The following is a 20,869-nucleotide window of genomic DNA, read 5'->3' as shown; positions in this document are numbered from 1 at the left end:
TACCACCACCATGCGGGCGACCACGGTCATGCCGGGTCGATCGCGACGAGCGGGGCGACCGCGGCACGGATGGCACGCTGCACGTCATCGGTGGATCCGCCGGCGTCGACCACCAGGAAGCGGTCGGGCTCGGCCGCCGCCATGTCCAGGAAGGCCCGTCGCACCGACTCGTGGAACGCCTCGGCCTCGGACTCCAGGCGGTCGAACGTGTCGCCACGGGCCGCGGCGACCCGGGCGCGTCCGACCGTCACGTCGAGGTCGAGCAGGATCGTCAGGTCCGGCGCCAGGCCGTCCGCCGCCCACTCCGACACCGAGCGGATGTGTTCGGCGCCGAGGCCGCGCGCGACGCCCTGGTAGGCGACCGACGAGTCGATGTAGCGGTCCTGCAGCACGACCTCGTCGCGGGCGATCGCGGGACGCACGACCGTCTCGACGTGGTGCGCGCGGTCTGCCGCGTACAACAGCGCCTCGGCCCGGGGCGACACGTGCCCGCGCTCGTGCAGCACGATCTCGCGGATCCTGAGGCCCAGGTCGGTGCCGCCGGGCTCGCGGGTGCGCAGGACGGTGCGGCCGTGCTCGACGAGCCACGCCGAGAGCAGCTCGGCCTGGGTCGTCTTGCCCGCGCCGTCGCCGCCCTCGAGCGTGATGAACCGTCCGGTCACTTCTTCTTCGCCGGCGCCCGTCGGGCAGGCGTCTTCTTCTTGACCGGACCCTTGGCGCGCTTGTCCGCGATGAGCTGGACCGCACGGGCGTGGTCGACGGCCTCGACGTCCTCGCCCTTCGGGATCGTCGCGTTCGTCTCGCCGTCGGTGACGTAGGGGCCGAAGCGGCCGTCCTTCATCTTGATCGGCTTGCCGGACACGGGGTCCGCCTCGAACTCCTTCAGCGCGGAGCTCGCGGCACGGTTCCCGCCGTACTTCGGCTGCGAGAAGATCTCGAGCGCACCGGGGAGGTCGATGTCGAAGATCGCGTCCTCGCCCGGGAGCGTTCGGGTGTCCGTCCCCTTCTTCAGGTACGGGCCGTAGCGACCGTTCTGCGCGGTGATGTCGTTGCCGGTCTCCGGGTCCTGTCCGACGACGCGGGGCAGGTCGAGGAGCTTCAGCGCGGTCTCGAGGTCGACGGTCGCCGGGTCCATCGACTTGAAGAGCGAGGCGGTCCGTTCCTTGGGCGCCGCGGCCTTCTTCGTCGTCTTCTTCGCCGGGGCCTTCTTCGCCGGGGCCTTCTTGCCGGTCGTCGTCTCGGCGGGGGCCTCGGCTGCTGCGGGCTCCGGGGCTGCGGCCGCGGCGTCAACGACCTCGCCGGTCTTCGGGTCGACGGTGGGCTCGGGCTCCGGGGTGCGCTCCGTGACGTAGGGGCCGAAGCGGCCGTCCTTCGCCAGGACCTCCTTGCCCGTGTCCGGGTTGATGCCCACGACGCGGTCGCCGATGACGGGGGCGTCGACGAGTTCCTTGGCCTTCTCGACGGTCAGCTCGTCGGGCGCCAGGTCCTCGGGGACGTTGACGCGACGCGGCTTCTCCGGGTCGTCGCTCGGCACCTCGATGTAGGGGCCGTAACGACCGATCCGCAGGGTGAGGCCCGGTGCGAGCTCGACCGAGTTGATCTCACGCGCGTCGATCTCGCCGAGGTTGTCGATGACGGTCCGCAGGCCGCGCTGGTCGTCGGCGCCACCACCGAAGTAGAAGCCCTTGAGCCAGTCGACCCGGTCGGCGTCGCCGCGGGCGATCCGGTCGAGGTCCTCTTCCATCTCGGCGGTGAAGTCGTACTCCACCAGATCGCCGAAGTACTCCTCGAGCAACCGGACCACGCTGAACGCGATCCAGTTCGGCACGAGCTGGGTGCCGCGCAGGGAGACGTAGCCGCGGTCGATGATCGTCGGGCTGATCGTCGGGTAGGTCGACGGACGCCCGATCCCGAGCTCTTCCAGCGTCTTGATGAGGCTGGCCTCGGTGAAGCGCGGCGGCGGCGTGGTGTCGTGCCCCTTCGCCAGCACGTCGTGCACCTCGAGGTGCTCGCCCTGCTTGACGTCGGGCAGTGCGACGTCCTGACCGGCACGCTCGCTCGACTCGTGGCGGTCCTCGTCGCGGCCTTCTTCGTAGGCGCTGAGGAACCCGCGGAAGGTGATGACGGTGCCGGACGCGGTGAACTCGGCGTCCGTGCCGTTCGCGGTCGACGTGATGCCCTCGACCGACTCGGTCGACGAGATACCGAGCACGATCGATGCGGTCGAGCCCTTGGCGTCCGCCATCTGGGAGGCGACGGTGCGCTTCCAGATGAGGTCGTAGAGCCGCCACTCGACACCGGTGAGCGTGCCCTGGAGCTCCTGCGGAGTGCGGAAGGAGTCGCCCGAGGGACGGATCGCCTCGTGCGCCTCTTGCGCGTTCTTGCTCTTGCTCGCGTACAGACGGGGCTTGTCCGGCACGGTCGCGGCGCCGTACAGGTCGGCCGCCTGCTTGCGGGCCGCGTCGATCGCCTGCTTCGAGAGCGAGACCGAGTCGGTACGGATGTAGGTGATGTACCCGTTCTCGTACAGCGTCTGCGCTGCACGCGCCGTCTGCCGCGGCGACAGGCGCAGCTTGCGTGCTGCCTCCTGCTGCAGGGTCGACGTGGTGAACGGTGCCGCCGGACGGCGGGTGTACGGCTTCGAGTCGACGCTGCGGACGGTGGCGTCCCCGGCGCGCTCGAGCACGGTGGTCAGCGAGGCGGCTGCGGCCTCGTCGAGACGCACGACGTCACCGCTGAGCGCACCGCGGTCGTCGAAGTCGCGCCCCGAGGCGACGCGGGTGCCCTGGATCCGGGCGAGTCGCGCCGAGAAGGAGGACTCCCCCGTCTTCTCGAACCGAGCGGAGAGGTCCCAGTAGTTGGCCGAGACGAAGGCGAGCCGCTCGCGTTCGCGGTCGACCACGAGCCGGGTCGCGGCGGACTGCACACGACCGGCGGAGAGGCCGGGAGCGACCTTGCGCCACAGGACCGGCGAGACCTCGTACCCGTAGAGACGGTCGAGGATGCGGCGGGTCTCCTGCGCGTCGACGAGGGCGGTGTCGAGCTCACGGGTGGCCTCCTGCGCCCGCTGGATCGCCTCCTTCGTGATCTCGTGGAAGACCATCCGCTTGACGGGGACCTTCGGCTTGAGGACCTGGAGCAGGTGCCACGCGATCGCTTCACCCTCGCGGTCTTCATCTGTTGCGAGGTAGAGCTCGTCGGCATCCTTGAGCGCACGCTTGAGTTCGGCGACCGTCTTCTTCTTGGCGTCGGACACGACGTAGTACGGCTCGAAGCCGTTGTCGACGTCCACCGAGAACTTGCCGAGGGAGCCCTTCTTGAGCTCGGCCGGCAGGTTCTTGGGCTCGACGAGGTCGCGGATGTGTCCGACCGAGGCCTGGACTTCGTATCCGTCACCGAGGTATTGCGCGATCGTCTTCGCCTTCGCAGGGCTCTCGACGATCACGAGCTTCTTCGTGCCTGGCACGTGTCTCCTTGATCCGTGGTGCTGGTCGGCCCTGGACACGAACGTGTCCGGGTCGCCCGGGACATCGGTGACCGGTGGCCGACAGGCACACCATACACACCGTGGTCGGGGTGGTCGTCCGCCGGACCGGCGACCGCGGATGCGCCGACGGCGAACGGTCCGGAGCCGACGACCACCCGCACCCGGGCCGTCGCGGCGGCGAGGTCGCAGGCCACGAGGGCCGAGCCGTTCGCCCGTGCGACCCGCTCGGCGACGTCGCACGGCGAGCCGGTCAAGAGTCCGATGGACGTCGCAGCGGCCGAGGTCGCGGCGGCGTCGGCGGCGTCCCCGGCCCGGACCGCCTGCGTGCGGTGTCCGGCGGCGGCGAGCGCTGACGACGCGACGAGCACCCCGACGCCGAGGACGGCGGCGACGAGCACGGTCACCGAACCGCGCTCGGGGTCAGCGTCCCCCGGCCGCAGCACACGCCGTCGCCCGGAGCGGCAGCGCCGAGAACGGACCGGTGCCGCCGCGCGTGGCGTCGACGCACACCAGGTCGTCGGTGCGCCGGATCGTGACGGAGGATCCCGGCGCGATCCGCTCGGCGGCGGCGAGTCCGACGGCGTCGTCCCCGCGCCCGACGCCCCGCGCAGCCGCCGAGGCGGCCGACTGCAGGCGTCCCTGTCCGTCGACGACCAGCACGGCCGCGACGAGCAGGGTGAGGACGAGTGCAACGGCGGGCAGCACGACCGCGAACTCGACCGTGACCGAGCCCCGGTCGGAGCGCCGCTCGTGGTCACAGGGACAGGGCACCGCGGACGAGCTCGGTGAGGATGGTCTGCACCTCGCCCGAGCGCATGACGGCGACGAGCACGCCGGCGAACGCCACGGCGGCGAGGATGACGACCGCGTACTCGGCGGTCGCGGACCCCTGGTCGTCCTGCGCGACGGCGCGGAGCCGGTCGACGACGCGGCTGGTGCGACGGATTCGGTTCGGGGTGGTGCTCATGGGTTCGTCCCTTCTGTTGCGGTGATCCCAGCGTGGCGCGTGGCCACCGCACGATCAGCGCCTCGAGCGGCATCTGTGGAGAGGTCATCGCGCACCGACGACGGTGGAGGAGAGGACGCCGACCACGACGGGGACCACTCCGACGAGCACGAACGCGGGCAGGACGCAGACACCGAGCGGCAGCACCAGTCGGACGGCCAGGCGCTCGGCCGCGGCGAGGCCGGCGGCAGCAGCGTCGTCACGGACGTCCTCCGCGGCGCGGCGCAGCAGTCCCGCCGCGGGCACGCCCGCTCGCACGGCCAGGTCGAGGACCTCGCGCAGGCGAGCCACGTCGGCAGCCGGCGGGACGATCCCGTCGGCGGCACGACGGACCGCCTCGCCGGCGGCGATCCACGAACCACCGCCCGAGACGGCCACCGCCCAGGCGTCGAGGACGACCCCGGGCACGCGTCCGTCCGGCGTCGCCGACCGGACGAGCCGCGCGGTCCAGGCGCGCCCGGACAGGACGAGCACGGTGGCGAGCGCCGAGCAGACCCAGCCGAGCGGCGAGCTCGTGAGGACCTGCACGGCTCCGGACCCCCACGCGGCCCCGAGTCCGAGGCCGAACAACGGCAGCGCCAGGACGACGCGGGCACTGGTGCGCGGGCCGGCGAGGGCGACCCGGATCGCCCGGTCCGACGCTGCCGATCGGCGGAGCGCTCCGGCGAGGGCCCCGAGCGTCTCCGCGACGGGGGCGCCGGTCCGGTCCGCGACCCGCAGGACGACGGCGATGTCCGCGGACGCGGGAGCGGTCCCTGCAGGGAGCCTGCCGACGAGCTCCCAGGCCCGCGGCGGCGGGACCCCGGCGGCGACGAGCGTCGCGACCCGGTCCAGGGTGCCGGCCACGCGCGCCGGGTCGAACGGCGCGGGACGCCGGACCCGACGTCCCAGGAGCGACCCCCTGCTCACGGTGCCCCGTCCACCGGGCGCACCCCGAGCCTCCCGTCCGACCCGACGTGGAACGCGCCCACCGCAGCGAGCCGTCGTCCGCCTGCCCGACGCTCGACGTGGAGCACCAGGTCGAACGCGCTGACCGCTTGTCGGGCGAGCGCCTCGACGCCGAGCCCGGCGAGGGCGCCGAGCGCCTCGAGCCGAGCGGCGACGTCAGCGACACCGTTCGCGTGCACGGTGCCGGCACCCCCGTCGTGGCCCGTGTTCAGCGCGGACATGAGCTCGCGGACCTCGGCGCCCCGGCACTCCCCCACGACGATCCGGTCCGGGCGCATCCGCAGGGCCTCACGCACGAGCCGGTCGAGGCCGAGCGCGCCGACGCCCTCGGCGTTCGCCTGCCGCGCTTCGAGTGCGACCACGTGCGGGTGGGCGATGCGCAGCTCGGCGACGTCCTCGACCGTGACGATCCGCTCGTCGGCCGGGACGGCGCCGAGCATCGCGGCGAGCAGGGTGGTCTTGCCGCTGCCGGTGGCACCGGTGACCAGGACGTTGCGGCGCTGGTGCACGGCCGCCTCGACGACGGAGCGCGGAACGTGCTCGAAGGTGCCGGCGCGGTCGAGTGCGGCGAGGGTCGGCCGGTCTGGGTGTGGGAGCCGGATCGAGATCGCCGTGCCACCGACCGAGACCGGGGCGAGCACGTCGTGCACCCGGATCCCGTCGCCGTGCCGGACGTCGGCGCACGGAGTGGTCTCGTCGACGTGGCGTCCGCCGAGCGCCACCAGCCGCGTGGCGAGCTCCCGGGTGCGCGCCTCGCTCAGGCGCGGCGCGGCGGCTTCGAGTCCGCCGCCACGGTCGGTCCAGGTGCCGACGCCGCCGACGACCAGGACGTCGGTGACCCCGGCGTCCGTCACGAGGCCGGCGAGTTCCTCGAACTCGACGACACCGTGCGTTCGACGCCGAAGGGCGGTGGCTGCAGCCGCGGGCGGAACAGGCCCGGCCCCGGGCGGGACAGGCCCGGCCCCGGGCAGAACGGACCCGGCCCCGGGCAGAAACGGTCCGGCCCTGGGCGGAACAGGCCCGGCCCCGGGCAGGAACGGCGTGGCACGGTGACGGTGCATGACGCCAGAGCGTAGGAGGAGAGCCGTTTTCGGCATCCGGTGCCACAACCAGCCTGTGGAGAGGTAAGCGCCGATGGCACCAACGGACCGATTTGTCCCCCGAAACGGAAAGCCGTACCCCACTCGGTGAGGAGCGCCCGGCGCAGCGCGACGACAGACCACACGAGCGGGCGCCGTCGACCACGGGCACCGGGACGGAGTAGCAATTGCTACGAGCCCATCGCGCGCTCCATGCGTGAGCATGTACCGGTCTGTCCACTCGACCGGCGCCCCCGTGCGGATCGCCGCCGATCGTCGGCGGCCGGCGAGCGCTGATCGCTCGAGCCGGACCACGGACAAAAGAAGAGGCGGCACCGGTTGGGGGGAACTGGTGCCGCCTGGACATCGAAGGATTGGGGGGAATCCGATTCGATGCCGCCGGAAACGAGTCCAGCAGGAACTACTGTACCCCACGATCCGCCCCTCGGGGCAACCCCCGACACGACCGCCGGGCGTGCCGCCGCGACCAAGACACGCTGGTGCCCGCCGTCGCGGCCCCGCTGCCCCAGACCCGGGCCCGCCGTCGGGGCCCCGCTCCCCGGACCCGGGCCGCCGCTCGTCACGCAACCGCGCAGCGCACGGGCCGAGGGGTAGTCTCCGTGGCGCACCCTGAGGACGCAACGACGCGAAAGGACATCGATGTCCACTCCGACCCAGACCGACCACCGCGAGGACGACGGCGCCACCTTCCCGCCGACACCCGAGTTCGTCGCCGACGCCGTCGCGCACGAAGACCTGCACGAGGCCGCCGCCGCCGACCGCGAGGCCTTCTGGGCCGAGCAGTCCCGCAGTCTGCTCGACTGGCGCACGCCGTTCACGCAGACCCTCGACTGGTCCGGCGCCCCGTTCGCGAAGTGGTTCGCCGACGGCACGCTCAACGTGGCCGAGAACTGCCTCGACCGGCACGTCCGCGCGGGCAACGGCGACCGGGTGGCGATCCACTTCGAGGGCGCTCCCGGCGACACCCGCCGGATCACCTACGCCGAACTGACCGCCGACGTGCAGCGCGCCGCGAACATGCTCACCGACCTCGGCGTCGGACAGGGCGACCGCGTCGTCGTCTACCTGCCGCTCATCCCCGAGGCCGTCGTGACGATGCTCGCCGTCGCCCGCATCGGCGCCGTGCACTCCGTGGTCTTCGGCGGGTTCAGCGCCGAGAGCCTCCGCGCCCGCATCGAGGACGCCGGCGCGAAGCTCGTCGTCACGGCGGACGGCGGCTGGCGCCGTGGCGCGGTGTCAGCGCTCAAGCCCGCGGTCGACGAGGCGCTCGAGGGCGAGGGCACCGACAGCGTCGAGCACGTCCTGGTCGTCAAGCGCGGCGGCAACGAGATCGCCTGGAACGACCGCGACCTGTGGTGGCACGACGAGGTCGCGAAGGCCGCCCCGGAGCACACGCCCGAAGCCTTCCCCGCCGAGACCCCGCTCTTCATCCTGTACACCTCGGGCACGACCGGGAAGCCGAAGGGCATCGTGCACACCTCCGGCGGCTACCTGACCCAGGCCGCGTACACGCACAAGAACGTGTTCGACATGCACCCGGAGAAGGACGTCTACTGGTGCACCGCCGACATCGGCTGGATCACCGGGCACTCGTACGTCGTCTACGGCCCCCTGGCGAACGGCGTGACGCAGGTGCTCTACGAGGGCACGCCCGACGAGCCGAAGCCCGGCCGCTGGTGGGACATCGTCGACTCCTACGGCGTCACCGTCCTGTACACCGCGCCGACCGCCGTGCGCGCGGCGATGAAGGCCGGCCGCGAGATCCCCGAGGCGCGCAGTCTCGAGACCCTCCGTCTGCTCGGCAGCGTCGGCGAACCGATCAACCCCGAGGCGTGGAACTGGTACCGCCAGGTCATCGGCCACGACCGCACGCCCATCGTCGACACGTGGTGGCAGACCGAGACCGGCGCGATCATGATCTCCGCGCTGCCCGGCGTGACGAAGCTCAAGCCCGGCGCAGCGCAGACGCCGCTGCCCGGCATCGTCGCCGAGATCGTCGACGACGACGGCAACCGCGCCGACCCGGGAGAGAGCGGCTACCTCACGATCACGGAGCCGTGGCCGTCGATGGCGCGCGGCATCTGGGGCGACCCGGACCGCTTCGTCGAAACGTACTGGTCGCGGTTCCCCGGCCGGTACTTCGCCGGCGACGGAGCGCGGCTCGACGGCCAGGGCGACATCTGGATCCAGGGCCGCGTCGACGACGTCATGAACGTCTCCGGGCACCGCCTGTCGACGGCCGAGATCGAGTCCGCCCTGGTCGGGCACGAGGGCGTCGCCGAGGCCGCCGTCGTCGGAGCCGCCGACGAGACCACCGGACAGGCGGTCGTCGCGTACGTCATCCTGACCGCCGAGGCCGCCGCCGACGTCGACCGCGAATCGGCATCGACCGAACTCCGCAACTGGGTGGGCAAGCGCATCGGTGCGATCGCGAAGCCTCGCCAGGTGGTCATCGTCCCCGAGCTGCCGAAGACGCGCTCCGGCAAGATCATGCGGCGTCTGCTCCGCGACGCGGCCGAGGGCCGCCGCATCGGCGACACGACGACGCTGGCCGACCCGACGATCATGGCGACCATCGCGGAACTCATGTAGTCCGTGTCACGCAGGTGGGGCCTCCAGTCCATGTCGGACTGGAGGCCCCACCTGCATTCGCTTCACTGCTGACGGTCCGTCAGGACGTCAGTTCCACCACCAGCTCGACCTCCACAGGAGCGTCCAGCGGGAGCACGGCCACACCCACCGCGCTGCGCGCGTGGACGCCGGCGTCGCCGAAGACCTCGCCGACCAGGGTGGAGGCGCCGTTCGCGACCCCGGGCTGGCCCGTGAAGGACGGCTCCGACGCGACGAACACGGTGACCTTGACGACCCGGGCGACGCGGTCGAGCGACCCGGCGACCGACTCGACGGCGGCCAGGGCGTTGAGCGCGGCCACGCGGGCCTGCGCGGTGGCGGTCTCAGCGTCGACCGACGCTCCGACCTTGCCGGTGACGGGCAGAGCGCCGTCGACGAACGGCAGCTGGCCGGCCGTGTAGACGTACTGGCCGGTGACGACCGCGGGGACGTAGGCGGCGACGGGTGCTGCGACCGGCGGGAGCGTCAGCCCCAGCTCGGCGAGGCGGTCCGCGATGCTCATGCGTCGGCCTTCGGACGCTTGAGGTACGCGACGAGCCCACCCTCGGGGCCGGTGACGATCTGGACCAGCTCCCAGCCCTCGTCCCCGTAGTTGTTGAGGATGGCGGTGGTGTTGTGGATCATCAGGGGCGTGGTGAAGTACTCCCAGCGAGTCATGCGGTTCCTTGCCAGCCTTTCAGTCGTGGGTGTCGTTTAGGCTGCATCCTATGTCTGCCCAGAAGACGTCTGCCTCGCGGACCAAGCCCGTCTCAGCAGTCGGCGCCTTCATCGGATTCGTCGGGTTCAGTGCCCTCGCCGGCCTGCTCGTCACGATCGGGGTCACCCCGGCCATCGCGGTCGCCGGTGTCACGACGACCTCGACGATCGGTGTGTTCGAGTCGCTGCCGGAGTACATCGAGATCGGTGACCTGCCGCAGCGCAACGAGCTGTACGCGTACTCGGGCGGCAAGTCGGTGCACTTCGCGACGCTGTACGACCAGAACCGGCAGGAACTGAAGTTCGACCAGATCAGCGACCAGCTGAAGAACGCGGCCATCGACGGCGAGGACAAGCGCTTCTACAGCCACGGCGGCGTCGACATGACCTCGCTCATCCGCGCCGGCGTGGGCAGCATCGCCGGTGGACTCGGCGACTCGGGCGGTGGGTCGACATTGACCATGCAGCTCGTCCGCAACATCAAGATGAACGAAGCGCTGAACCTCCCCACGAAGAAGGAGCAGCAGAAGGCCTACAACGAGGCCGTCGAGCAGACCATCCCCCGCAAGCTCGAGGAGATGAAGCTCGCGATCGGGCTGGCAAAGAAGTACTCCAAGAAGGAGATCCTCACCGCCTACCTGAACATCGCGTACTTCGGCGACCAGACCTACGGTGTGCAGGCCGCTGCGCAGCACTACTACAACAAGAGTGCGACGAACCTGACCCCGGCCGAGGCCGCCTCGCTGATGGCCATCGTGCAGTACCCCGAGGCGCGCAACCTGTCGACGCCGAAGAAGTACGACGCCAACGTCGCCCGGCGCAACGTCATCCTGCGCTCGATGTACGACCAGAAGAACCTGACCGAGGCCGAGTACCGCACGGCCCGCCTGTCGAAGCCCGCGGACTACGTGCACCTGACGCAGCCCTCGCAGGGCTGCCGGGCATCGGTCGGCGACGGCTCGCAGTTCTTCTGCGACTACGCCAAGAAGGTCGTGCTCGAGATGTCGCAGCTCGGCTCGTCGCAGAAGGCACGCGACACCGCGTGGCGGAACGGCGGCTACAAGATCCAGACGACGCTGAACATCGACCTCAACGCCGAGCAGAAGCAGCTCCTCAACACCTACGACAACAAGGCCGAGACGAACCTGGCCTTGGGCGCGACGCTCAACTCGATCGAGGCCGGCTCCGGCCGCATCGTGACGATGGCGCAGAACAAGGACTTCGACGAGTCGCTGAAGTCGGCACCGACATCGACCTCGTTGAACTACAGCGTCGACTACAAGTACGGCAACTCCGGCGGGTTCCAGACCGGCTCGACGTACAAGCTCTTCACCCTGCTGGATTGGATCAAGACCGGCCACGGGCTCAACGAGACCGTCAGCGGTGCTGAACGTGTGGTCACGCCGTGGACCATCTGCGGTCAGACCGACTACACGAAGTTCGACGTCTCGAATGACGCTCCGGGCGAGGGCGGCAACTGGAGCGTGCTCGGGGCCACCGCTGGCTCGATCAACGGCGCGTTCGCGTCGATGGCCCAGAAGCTCGACCTCTGCGACATCCGGGACATCGCGCAGTCGCTCGGTGTGCACCGCGCTGACGGCGGCGAGCTGCAGTACCAGAACCCGTCGGCCATCCTCGGTACCAACGAGATCGCCCCGATGACGATGGCCGCTGCCTACGCCGCTGTCGCGAACAACGGCATCTACTGCAAGCCGATCGCCATCGACCAGATCACCTCGCCGTCCGGCAAGCAGCTCGGCGGCCAGACGAAGGACTGCCAGCAGGCAGTTGACCCGGCGTTCGCACAGGCTGCGATCTACGCCATGAAGGGCACGATCACCAGCGGTACCGCGCGCGGTGCACAGACGCCGGACGGCACCCAGATGTTCGCCAAGACGGGCACGACCGACGAGGCTGACCAGATCTGGCTCGTCGGCGCGAGTTCACGCGTCGCCACCGCCTACTGGCAGGGCAACACCGACGGCAAGAAGAACAACCTCCGGCACTACAGCAACGGGGTCAACGGCACGTACGCCGGATCCCGCGCCGATGTGTGGCGGCAGGCGATGACCGCGATCAATGCCACCTATCCCGCCGGTGCCTTCACAGACCCGCAGCCCACGGCGATCCGTGGCAACGCCAAGGCACTCCCGAACCTGCAGGGGAAGACCGCTGACGAAGCCCGCGCAGCGATCTCCGGCGCCGGCTTCACCTACGTCGACGGTGGCGCCCGCCCCGGCACCGGCAACCCCGGTTCGGTGTCGTCGACCTCGCCGTCCGCTGGTGCACTCCTGTCCTCCGGTTCGAGCGTGACGGTCTACACCTCGGACGGCTCGCAGGCCAACGTGCCGGAGATCGGCGGTGACTCGCTCGGCGATGCCCGCTCGGCGCTGAACGACGCCGGATTCGGCAACGTCAACGTGTCGGACGACTTCGCGAAGGGCGGCGGGAACAAGACGTGCAAGGTCGCAGCCGTCGAACCCGCGATCGGCGCTGCCGCCGACAAGAACGCCGACGTGAACATCCAGTTGTACGGCGACAAGAACGGCAAGGCGCCCAAGGACTGCAAGTGACCCGGGGTCGCGCCGCGCTCGGGGTCCTCGCAGCCGGCGCGGCCGTCGGCGCCGCCTCGTTCGCCTGGGGCTCGCTCGTCGAGCGTCGACGCTTCGGCATCCGGTGGGAGACCGTCCCGGTCCTCCCGCCGGGGTCGCGTGACGTCACGGTCCTGCACCTGTCCGACATCCACATGGCCCCGTGGCAGGCCGACAAGCAGCAGTGGCTGCGCGACCTGTCCCTGGTGGAGCCGGACTTCATCGTCAACACCGGCGACAACCTCGGGCACCCCACGGCGAACGCGGCCGTGGAGTACGCACTGGAGCCGTTCCGGGGTGTCCCCGGCGTGTTCGCGTACGGGTCGAACGACTTCTTCGGACCGTCGCCGCGCAACCCGCTGAAGTACTTCTCCGGCCCGAGCCGCATGCACAGCGAGGCGAAGCCCGTCGAGCTCGACATCGACCGGCAGACGGCGTTCTTCGAGTCCCTCGGGTGGCTCGACCTGAACGACCACGCCCGCGCCATCGAGCTCCGCGGCTCGCGGTTCGAGCTGTTCGGCACCTCGGACGCACACCGCGACTGGGACCGGCTCGACCTGCTCCCCACGAACGTCGACGAGATGCGCGGCGAGGTGCCCTGGTCCGAAGACGAGGACGGCCCAGCTCCCGTCGCGATCGGAGTCACGCACGCGCCCTACCGCCGCGTGCTCGACGCCTTCGTCACCCAGGGTGCGGACATCATCTTCGCTGGCCACACCCACGGCGGCCAGGTCCAGGTGCCCGGGGTCGGTGCCCTCGTCACGAACAGCGACCTGCCCCGCCGGTACGTCAGCGGGCTGCACAAGTGGGAGCACCGGAACCACTGGTCGTGGCTCGAGGTCTCGGCCGGTCTCGGCACCTCGATCTACGCGCCCGTGCGGTTCTCGTGCCGCCCCGAAGCGGTCGTCGTCACCCTCACCGCCCGCACCTCCTGACGACGCGCCCGGGAGTTCGCCGGATGGTCGTGAGCACCCCCGATCATCGGATAGTATTGTCGGGTTGCTCCGGTACGGAGTGATCACACCGCGGGGTGTGGCGCAGCTTGGTAGCGCGCCTCGTTCGGGACGAGGAGGTCGCAGGTTCAAATCCTGTCACCCCGACACTGTGTTGAGACAGTACGAAGAAGGCCCTGGTTCTCCGGAACCGGGGCCTTCTGCTTTTCCACGGTCGGGCGCTCGGCACTACACCTCCCGACACACGACTCGGCCGCCGCTCCCCCGGCCGCGACGACACGGATAGCCTCGACAGCGATGTCACGCGCCGACCACCTCCGCCCGGTCCTCGAACGGATCGCCGCACAGTTCCCCGAGCTCGCCGACGACCCGGTCCTGACGCAGAACCTCGTCGACAACGTGACGTCGATGATCGCCGAGGCACACGCGCGCTACGCCGCCGGTGCCGAGGACAGCGTGGTGAGCGGCGCGTACCTCGATCCGGAGCACCTGGCCTCCGGCTCCCTGCACGCCGAACAGTCCCAGCACCCCGCCGGCGCGATGCTCGCCGCGGAGATGCTCTTCGACGCCTACTTGCCCGTCTTCGTGGACGAGGTCGGCGCGGTGTCCACCACCGAGGTCCTGCGCGCCACCAGAGCCCTGCACGCGGGCATCTGGAGCCGGTTCCCCGCCGGGGCCGTCGCCTACACGGAAGCGCTGCGCCAGCGCGTCACGACGGCGCACCTGGACTCCCGCACGCAGATCGCCCGTGACCTGCACGACCGCGTGGCGCACGGCATCCTCGCCGGGCTCCAGCGGCTCGACCTGGTGCTGCTGACCGATCCCCCGGCCGGCGAACGGGCCGACCAGCTCGACGACGCCGCCCGGCTCCTGCGCCGAGCACTCGGCGACGTGCAGGACCTCGCGGTGAGCCTGCACGCCCGCGTCGGCGACGCCCTGCTCGACGATGCGCTCGCCCGGCACGCCAGGGACCTGTTCTCCGACGACCACCGTTTGTCGTTCAGCACCATGGGTACGCCCGAGCACCTGCCGAACTGGCAGGCCGAGGAAGCGCTGACGATCCTGCTCGAGGCGCTCACGAACCGCCGGAAGCACGCTCCGCACTCCACCGCCGAGGTGCACTTCGCGTGGACCTCGGCATCCCTCGTCGTGACGGTCTCCGACGACGGCCCGGGCTTCGACCCCGATGCCGACGCCGACGGACGCCTCGGGCAGCAGACCATGCGCGAGCGGGCCGCGGTCATCGGCGCGCGACTCGACGTCGAGAGCACCCCAGGCACCGGCACCGGCACCACCGTCCGCCTGACGATCCCGAGGGGCACGCTGTGACCGTCACGCACGTCGCCATCGTCGACGACCACCAGCTGTTCCGCGAAGGACTGGCCACGATCCTCGCCGCCGTCCCCACGATCCGCGTGGTCGCGCACGGCGAGCGTCCGTCCGACGTCCTCGACTCCCCCGAAGCTGCCGCCATCGACGTCCTGCTCCTCGACGTCGAGCTCGACGGTCCGCCGGCACGCACCACGATCGCCACGGTGTGCCGCACCCGTCCGGACGTCCGCGTGGTGGTGCTCACGATGCACCGCGATGCCGTCCTGCGTCGGACACTGCTCGACGCCGGTGCGGTCGACTTCGTGACGAAGGACACCCCGAGCCGCGAGCTCGTCGACCGCATCGCCCGGGCCGCACACGCCGATGCCGCGCCGGTGACGTTCCCGGTCGACCTGGTCACCGAGGCCCGCGCGGGATCACCACTCAGCGACCGCGAGCTCGAGGTCCTGCGGCTCCTCGCGGCTGCGCGCACCAACGCCGAGATCGCGGCGGACCTGCAGCTCGCGATCGGCACGGTCAAGCGGCACGTCTACAACGTGTTCCGCAAGCTCGACGTCGGTTCGCGGGTCGGCGCCGTGGCTGCGGCGACGCGCCTCGGTCTGCTCACCTGAGGCTCCGCTCCACTTGGTGAGCAGAAATGGTCGGGTGCCCGACGGCGACCCGACCATTTCTGCTCACCAAGCGAACGAACGAGCGAGCTAGACCGACGCCGACGCGCCAGCGCGCACGAGCCGCCCGGCGGCGTGCAGCCCCGCCACCACGTCGAGCGCCTGGTGCCGGTAGCGCGCCTGCGCAGCACCCGGAGCGACGATCACACCGTTCGCCCCGGTGGACTCCACGAGCGCGTTGATCTTGTCCGCGACCTGGTCGGCGGTGCCGTACGCCTGGCGCTCGGTGCGGGCGGCGATGAACCGACGCTCGAGGTCGTTGAACTCGTACGCGCGGGCCTCGTCCATCGAGACCGGCTCGGGCTTCCGTCCGGAGCGCATCCGGATGAACGAGATCATCCCGGGAGCGCTCTGCTCGTCGACGACGGCCGGGTCCTCGTCCGTGACGACCTGCACGCCGATGAGGGCGTTCGGCGTCTGGCGGAACCGCGAGGGCCGGAACGAGTCCCGGTACAACGCGAGCGCCGCCTCGGTGTTGTCCGACGCGAAGTGGTGGGCGAAGGCGAACGAGACGCCGAGCGCCCCGGCCACCTGCGCGCTGTACCCGGAGGAACCGAGCAGCCAGAACTCCGGCACGTCGCCGTAGCCCGGCACCGCGCGGATGCCCGACAACGGGTTGTCCGCGGACATACCGGTGAAGAACCCGATCAGGTCAGCCAGGCGGTCGGGGAAGTCGTCGACGTCGAGCCGGTCGGTGCGGCGCAGCGCCATCGCGGTCGCCCCGTCGGTGCCCGGCGCACGGCCGAGTCCGAGGTCGACGCGGTCGCCGTACAGCGCTCGGAGCGTGCCGAACTGCTCGGCGATGACGAGGGGTGCGTGGTTCGGCAGCATGACGCCGCCGGAGCCGATGCGGATGGTCGAGGTGGCCGCGCCCACGGCGCTCAGCAGCACCGCTGGGGCCGACGAGGTGATGCCGGGCATGCCGTGGTGCTCGGCGACCCAGAACCGCTCGTAGCCGAGCTTCTCGGCGTGGACCGCCATGTCGATCGAGCCCTGCAGGGCTTCGGTGTTGGACTGGCCGTACTCGCGCGTCGCCAGGTCCAGGACGGACAGGTGCAGGGTGTCGTCGCTCATGTGGTCAGCAACGCACGCCGCGGCGCACGCATTCCACGACGAGACCGCCTCCACCACCGGTCCGGACACGCCGTCGTCCGCCGGTCGACCGGTCACCAGGCGTCACCCGGACGTCGCACAAGCGACGGTTCGCGACCGAACGGCGGACGCATGCGGCGCGCCTTGGACGTCAGGCGCGACGGCCGGGAGGCCCGTGGCGGGGCTGCACCGCGCCTCCAGGCCGTCTGCGGTCGCGTCTCGAGCGCCGAGCGGTCACGACCTGCCGCGCGCATCTCGCGGACTGGTAGCGTCCGGTCGCCCGACGGGCGGACCGGCGACTCGACGTGTCCGCTCGGCGAACGCGAGCGGTGTGTGACGATCTGCCGGCAGCGCGGGTCAGGCGCCGTCGAGCCGGCCGCCGGACTCCGTCAGGTAGCAGTTGGCGCAGAGCGACTCGTAGGCGACGTCGACGCCGTCGATGGCGACCTGCGAGCCGTCGAACACGAACCGGCCGTCGACCGTGCGGGCGTTGAAGACGGCCTTGCGACCGCACCGGCAGATCGTCTTGAGCTCTTCGAGCGAGTGCGCGACCTCGAGCAGGCGGGCGCTGCCCGGGAACGCCTCGGTGCGGAAGTCGGTGCGGATGCCGTAGGTGATCACCGGGATCTCGTCGAGGACCGCGATGCGGAGCAGGTCGTCGACCTGCTGCGGAGTGAGGAACTGCGCCTCGTCGACCAGGACGCAGCTGACGGCGCGGACCATGCCGTCGAGGCGGTCGGACTCGGGGTCGACGGCGCCGGCCGCGGCGACCGCGGACCGGACGTCGGCGTCGGGCGCGAAGACCAGGTCGACGGTGCGGGTCACGCCGAGGCGGGACACGATCTCACGGTCGCCCTTGGTGTCCACCGCGGGCTTCGCGAGCAGGACCCGGTGGCCGCGCTCCTCGTAGTTGTAGGCAGCCTGCAGGAGCCCCGTGCTCTTGCCGCTGTTCATCGCGCCGTAGCGGAAGTAGAGCTTCGCCACTACGCGAGGAACCCGTCCTCGGCGGCCCGCCGGATCAGATCGGACTTCTTCGAGGCGGGACGGCCGACCTTGCTGTACTTCTCGCGGACCCGGCGCAGGTAGGTCTTCGCGGTCTCGTACTGCACGTTCATCTGCGCGGCGACCTCGTTGGTCGAGTAGCCGGACACGTACAGCCGGAGCGCTTCTTCCTCGCCGTGGCTGAGCTTCGGACGCTGGTGCGCGGCCGCCCCGGTGGGCAGCGGACGCCACTCGCGCGGCTGCGGGGTCTCGCGTGCGACGCCCATGATCTCGCGGGCGACGTCCATGACCTCACGCATCGGCAGGGACTTCGACAGGAACGCCGCGGCGCCTGCTGCCAGGGCACGGTCGCGAGACTCGCGGCTGTCGACGCTGGAGAGCACGATCACCTTCGCACCGGCGGCGCGGCAGGTGCGGACACGGGCCTCGATCGAGACGGGTTCCTTGAGCTGGAAGTCGAGGAACACCAGGTCGGTCGGGAAGCTGTCGCTGTGGACCATCTCGAGCCAGGTGTGCGCGGTCAGGGCCAGGTCGAAGTCGAACGCGTTCACCGCGATCCAGCTCGACAGGCTGTCCAGCAGCACCTCGTGGTCGTCGAGGATGGCCAACCGCACACGTCGTGCCCCCGGGTTCGGGAGGGACGGGGACCCCTCCGAGAGCCTGTTCGGGTCAGTGCTGGTCATAGGAGAACCTTAGTGCGAGGGCGGACGGACGAACCGCGACGTCGAGGTCGGGGAACGTCACACGGAGGACGGCGAAGTAGGGGTCGAAGGTGCGGTGGATCCCGATGTCGGAGTCGGCCACGGCGAGGTCGAGTTCGAGCAGCACGCGGGCGTCGCGGGCGGGGTCGGTGCGGGCCGGGTCGGTGCGGGCGGGGTCGGTGCGGGCCGGGTCGGTGCGTGCTGCATCGCCGCGGGTGGCCGCGTCGGTGCGGGCCGGGTCGGTGCGTGCTGCATCGCCGCGGGTGGCCGCGTCGTCCTGCCCGTCCTCGCGTCGGAGCGTTGCCCGGAACCCGGCCGGGTCGACGGTCGAGGCACGGAACGCGGCCCGCAGGAACGTCCGCACCACGGAGCGCTGGTCGGCGTCGAGCATCGCGGCGAGCCCGTCCGGGTCGTCGACGACCGGGGCGTCCCCACCCTCGACGCGCACGGCCTGCTCGAACCAGGTGCGGTCCGCGTCGGCGACCATCGCCCGGCGGATGCCGTCGGCGATCAGTCGTGCCCGTTCGCGGTCGGCGTCGGTGATGACCTCGCGCGTGCGCAGCTCGGCGAAGAACGGTGCGACGTCGCGGGCGAGGATCGTCGACCGGTCCTGCTGCACGCTCGCAGCGATGCCGTCCCGCTCCGCACGCTCGACCGAGTAGGAACCGGCCCGGATCTGCACCCGCTCGGCCAGGCCCGCGAACGTCCACGCGAAGACGGCCGACGCAGCGGTCAGCACCAGGGTCGGTGCCGCCGCCAGGAAGGCCGCGACGGCGACGGGGATCTCGTGCGGGAACGTCGCTGCACCGACGCCCCAGGTCGCGGCGTTGATGACGGCGAGCAGGGCGCCGCCGATGGTCAGGTCCGTCCAGGGCCGGTACGGCGCGACCATCACGATGCCGGTCGCCGTGATGAGCGACATGAAGTCGTTCAGCGCGCTGCGGTCGGGTCCCCACTGCGCGGCGACGCTCGTCACCGACGCCAGGCCGAGCAGCCCGACGTGCGCGACGAACGCCCACCGCGGGAACGGTGCGCGGAACGGACTCGAGGCGGTGAACACGACCGCTGCCGACGCCGCGACCAGGATGACGGTGAGCGCGCTGAGGGTGGGGCTGCCCACGACGTCACGGTCGAACACGGACACCAGGAGTGCCCAGACGATGCTGGCGGCGCCGAGCCCGATCGCGAGCGGACGCGACCCCATCGCACCGAGCGGGTCGTACTGCTGCGCGGTCCGACGGGCCTCGGTCGTGGCGCTCACCGGTCGGCTCCGTGCACGCCGCCGACCTCGTCGGGGACCACGGTGCCGACGTGGTCGGTGGCCACGGCGTCGGTCGTGGCGGTGACCGGTCCGAACGGCACCGTCATCATCACGCTCGTCCCCGAACCGAGCGACGACCAGATCTGGACGTCGCCGCCCACCCGCCCGATGCGGTCGCGGACCGAGCCACGCAGGCCCATCCGGTCGGAGCCCGTGGAGTCCTCGTCGAAACCGCGACCGTCGTCGACCACCATCACGGTGCACGACGCACCGTCGTCGAAGACGCTGACCTCGGCCGCGTCGACACCGGCGTGCTTGCGGACGTTGGCCAGACACTGCCCCACGGCGCGGACGAGCGCGGTGACGGCACGCTGGTCGAGCCGGTCGAGGGCGGACGGATCACCGGAAACCGTGACATCGAGACCGGCCGCACGGTGCTCGTCGACCATGACGGCGAACGCGTCGACGGCTGCACCCGGTCGCTGCCGGGCGGCCGGTGCCAGCCACCCCTTGCCGGTCAGGACGGCGACGTCGGCTTCGACGGTCCGTGCCAGGTGCGGGTCCATCGGTCCGTCGGGCGCCAGGGCGATCGCGTTGAGGTGGTTCAGGACGGTGTCGTGCAGGATCGCAGCCGCCTCGGCCTCGACCCCGGCACGGTACGCGGAGACGTGCTCCTCACGCGCCGAGCGCAGCAGCTCCGGCTGCACCCGCTCCGACCGACCGGTGCTCCGGCTCGTGAACAGCACCAGGACGACCACGAAGCCGAGCGTCACCCAGGCGAGCACGAGCGGACGCGGTGGGCCGTCGGCCTGGACGACCGCGATCCACGTCGCCACCCGTCCGGTCAGGAAGCCGAGGAAGGACCACAGCACGACGCGGCTCGGCACCGCGCCGGCACCGCCGACCAGGATGAGCGGGATGACCGCCAACGACAGCAGGTACGAGGTGACCCAGCCCAACGGGACCTGTTGCTGCACGACCATCGCGAACCACCACGCACAGACGCCGCCGACGACCAGGAACGCGACCGCGGAGCGCCAGGTGCCGAACTGCACGTGCACGCCGATCATGCCGAGCATCGGGACGAGCGCCAGGACCGCACTGATCACCTGCACGTCGGGCTCGGACAGCCGGTACAGCAACAGCGCGATCGCCGCCGCCACCAACGATCCGATCGCACCGGCGTGGAAGGCCCGCACCGTCGACCACGCGTTCACTCGCGGAGCGAGGTGCGTGGGGATGCCGAGCACGAGATGGGTCCTTCCGGGTGGCGGGAATGCCGCCCACGATCAAACACCTCGGTGCTGACCGTGTACCCCGAAACAGCGTCCGTTCGGCGACCCGGTCGATGATACCGGCCCCCACCACGCACCGATGTCCCCCGAACGCGCAACCTTCGTT

19 protein-coding genes and 1 tRNA gene are annotated in these 20,869 nt (G+C 71.1%); 6 read left to right on the top strand and 14 right to left on the bottom strand.

From position 1 onward, the window contains the following. Nucleotides 1-26: 26 nt before the first annotated feature. The 7 genes from tmk to EDF33_RS11370 form a co-directional block, all read right to left on the bottom strand. Nucleotides 27-662, bottom strand: a complete 636-nt coding sequence (tmk, locus tag EDF33_RS11400; RefSeq protein WP_123938662.1) for a dTMP kinase — start codon at nucleotides 660-662, stop codon at nucleotides 27-29. After that, the gene (gene topA / locus EDF33_RS11395) at nucleotides 659-3,466 is read right to left on the bottom strand and encodes a type I DNA topoisomerase (protein ID WP_132100077.1); all 2,808 of its coding nucleotides are present in this window, start codon (nucleotides 3,464-3,466) and stop codon (nucleotides 659-661) included. Before topA ends, tmk begins: the two co-directional genes overlap by 4 nt. After that, nucleotides 3,442-3,891: a hypothetical protein gene (locus EDF33_RS20405; RefSeq protein WP_185020917.1), complete on the bottom strand. Its 450-nt coding sequence runs from the start codon at nucleotides 3,889-3,891 to the stop codon at nucleotides 3,442-3,444. Before EDF33_RS20405 ends, topA begins: the two co-directional genes overlap by 25 nt. A 16-nt stretch (nucleotides 3,892-3,907) precedes the next feature. Then, on the bottom strand, nucleotides 3,908-4,258 hold the full coding sequence (locus EDF33_RS11385) for a TadE family protein (RefSeq protein WP_132100076.1): 351 nt from the start codon (nucleotides 4,256-4,258) through the stop codon (nucleotides 3,908-3,910). Next, nucleotides 4,242-4,454, bottom strand: coding sequence for a DUF4244 domain-containing protein (locus tag EDF33_RS11380; protein WP_123292154.1), 213 nt, complete (start codon nucleotides 4,452-4,454; stop codon nucleotides 4,242-4,244). Before EDF33_RS11380 ends, EDF33_RS11385 begins: the two co-directional genes overlap by 17 nt. 84 nt (nucleotides 4,455-4,538) lie before the next feature. After that, a complete protein-coding gene (locus EDF33_RS11375) occupies nucleotides 4,539-5,339 on the bottom strand; it encodes a type II secretion system F family protein (protein WP_165918796.1) in 801 nt (266 codons plus the stop codon). A 59-nt stretch (nucleotides 5,340-5,398) separates the two neighbouring features. Then, a complete protein-coding gene (locus EDF33_RS11370; RefSeq protein WP_132100075.1) occupies nucleotides 5,399-6,295 on the bottom strand; it encodes an ATPase, T2SS/T4P/T4SS family in 897 nt (298 codons plus the stop codon). An 885-nt stretch (nucleotides 6,296-7,180) separates the two neighbouring features. Here EDF33_RS11370 and acs point away from each other — a divergent pair. Further along, complete coding sequence (gene acs, locus EDF33_RS11365; protein ID WP_132100074.1) at nucleotides 7,181-9,133, top strand: acetate--CoA ligase; 1,953 nt, start codon at nucleotides 7,181-7,183, stop codon at nucleotides 9,131-9,133. Between the two features lie 79 nt (nucleotides 9,134-9,212). Here the strand turns inward: acs and EDF33_RS11360 are convergent, their stop codons facing one another. Together EDF33_RS11360 and EDF33_RS11355 are read right to left on the bottom strand one after the other, a co-directional pair. Continuing rightward, entirely contained in the window at nucleotides 9,213-9,674 is a 462-nt protein-coding gene (locus tag EDF33_RS11360; RefSeq protein ID WP_131921724.1) for a RidA family protein, read from the bottom strand. After that, the gene (locus tag EDF33_RS11355; RefSeq protein WP_017888699.1) at nucleotides 9,671-9,829 is read right to left on the bottom strand and encodes a DUF4177 domain-containing protein; all 159 of its coding nucleotides are present in this window, start codon (nucleotides 9,827-9,829) and stop codon (nucleotides 9,671-9,673) included. Before EDF33_RS11355 ends, EDF33_RS11360 begins: the two co-directional genes overlap by 4 nt. Before the next feature lie 50 nt (nucleotides 9,830-9,879). Between EDF33_RS11355 and EDF33_RS11350 the strand changes: the two genes are divergently transcribed. The 5 genes from EDF33_RS11350 (at nucleotide 9,880) to EDF33_RS11330 (ending at nucleotide 15,355) form a co-directional block, all read left to right on the top strand. Then, on the top strand, nucleotides 9,880-12,441 hold the full coding sequence (locus tag EDF33_RS11350) for a transglycosylase domain-containing protein (RefSeq protein ID WP_131879227.1): 2,562 nt from the start codon (nucleotides 9,880-9,882) through the stop codon (nucleotides 12,439-12,441). After that, a complete protein-coding gene (locus tag EDF33_RS11345; RefSeq protein ID WP_131921725.1) occupies nucleotides 12,438-13,394 on the top strand; it encodes a metallophosphoesterase in 957 nt (318 codons plus the stop codon). Before EDF33_RS11350 ends, EDF33_RS11345 begins: the two co-directional genes overlap by 4 nt. A 91-nt stretch (nucleotides 13,395-13,485) precedes the next feature. Next, nucleotides 13,486-13,559: transfer RNA gene (locus EDF33_RS11340), tRNA-Pro, on the top strand. 150 nt (nucleotides 13,560-13,709) lie between these two features. After that, nucleotides 13,710-14,741: an ATP-binding protein gene (locus EDF33_RS11335; RefSeq protein ID WP_131921726.1), complete on the top strand. Its 1,032-nt coding sequence runs from the start codon at nucleotides 13,710-13,712 to the stop codon at nucleotides 14,739-14,741. Continuing rightward, nucleotides 14,738-15,355, top strand: a complete 618-nt coding sequence (locus EDF33_RS11330; protein ID WP_131921727.1) for a response regulator transcription factor — start codon at nucleotides 14,738-14,740, stop codon at nucleotides 15,353-15,355. The genes EDF33_RS11335 and EDF33_RS11330 overlap by 4 nt, the downstream gene beginning before the upstream one ends. 87 nt (nucleotides 15,356-15,442) lie before the next feature. On the opposite strand, the gene EDF33_RS11325 is transcribed toward EDF33_RS11330, so the two are convergent. The 5 genes from EDF33_RS11325 to EDF33_RS11305 all read right to left on the bottom strand — a co-directional run bounded on the left by EDF33_RS11325 (nucleotide 15,443) and on the right by EDF33_RS11305 (nucleotide 20,718). Next, the gene (locus EDF33_RS11325; protein WP_123292344.1) at nucleotides 15,443-16,486 is read right to left on the bottom strand and encodes an LLM class flavin-dependent oxidoreductase; all 1,044 of its coding nucleotides are present in this window, start codon (nucleotides 16,484-16,486) and stop codon (nucleotides 15,443-15,445) included. 375 nt (nucleotides 16,487-16,861) lie between these two features. Beyond that, a complete protein-coding gene (locus EDF33_RS11320; protein ID WP_123292145.1) occupies nucleotides 16,862-17,488 on the bottom strand; it encodes a thymidine kinase in 627 nt (208 codons plus the stop codon). After that, a complete protein-coding gene (locus tag EDF33_RS11315; RefSeq protein WP_235035937.1) occupies nucleotides 17,488-18,189 on the bottom strand; it encodes a response regulator in 702 nt (233 codons plus the stop codon). The genes EDF33_RS11320 and EDF33_RS11315 overlap by 1 nt, the downstream gene beginning before the upstream one ends. After that, the gene (locus EDF33_RS11310) at nucleotides 18,176-19,468 is read right to left on the bottom strand and encodes a hypothetical protein (protein WP_132100073.1); all 1,293 of its coding nucleotides are present in this window, start codon (nucleotides 19,466-19,468) and stop codon (nucleotides 18,176-18,178) included. The genes EDF33_RS11315 and EDF33_RS11310 overlap by 14 nt, the downstream gene beginning before the upstream one ends. After that, a complete protein-coding gene (locus EDF33_RS11305) occupies nucleotides 19,465-20,718 on the bottom strand; it encodes an ATP-binding protein (protein WP_132100072.1) in 1,254 nt (417 codons plus the stop codon). Before EDF33_RS11305 ends, EDF33_RS11310 begins: the two co-directional genes overlap by 4 nt. Between the last annotated feature and the right edge of the window lie 151 nt (nucleotides 20,719-20,869).

Source organism: Curtobacterium sp. PhB146, from assembly GCF_004342995.1.
Taxonomy (GTDB): domain Bacteria; phylum Actinomycetota; class Actinomycetes; order Actinomycetales; family Microbacteriaceae; genus Curtobacterium.
This window is presented reverse-complemented; position numbering and strand designations above follow the sequence as displayed.

What these genes read in the sequence shown, in the direction of transcription:
- EDF33_RS11335 (WP_131921726.1), top strand. Translation starts at nt 13,710, where the DNA reads ATGTCACGCGCCGACCACCTCCGCCCGGTCCTCGAACGGATCGCCGCA.
- EDF33_RS11380 (WP_123292154.1), bottom strand. Translation starts at nt 4,454, where the DNA reads ATGAGCACCACCCCGAACCGAATCCGTCGCACCAGCCGCGTCGTCGAC.
- EDF33_RS11355 (WP_017888699.1), bottom strand. Translation starts at nt 9,829, where the DNA reads ATGACTCGCTGGGAGTACTTCACCACGCCCCTGATGATCCACAACACC.
- acs (WP_132100074.1), top strand. Translation starts at nt 7,181, where the DNA reads ATGTCCACTCCGACCCAGACCGACCACCGCGAGGACGACGGCGCCACC.
- EDF33_RS11350 (WP_131879227.1), top strand. Translation starts at nt 9,880, where the DNA reads ATGTCTGCCCAGAAGACGTCTGCCTCGCGGACCAAGCCCGTCTCAGCA.
- EDF33_RS11315 (WP_235035937.1), bottom strand. Translation starts at nt 18,189, where the DNA reads ATGACCAGCACTGACCCGAACAGGCTCTCGGAGGGGTCCCCGTCCCTC.
- EDF33_RS11325 (WP_123292344.1), bottom strand. Translation starts at nt 16,486, where the DNA reads ATGAGCGACGACACCCTGCACCTGTCCGTCCTGGACCTGGCGACGCGC.
- EDF33_RS11360 (WP_131921724.1), bottom strand. Translation starts at nt 9,674, where the DNA reads ATGAGCATCGCGGACCGCCTCGCCGAGCTGGGGCTGACGCTCCCGCCG.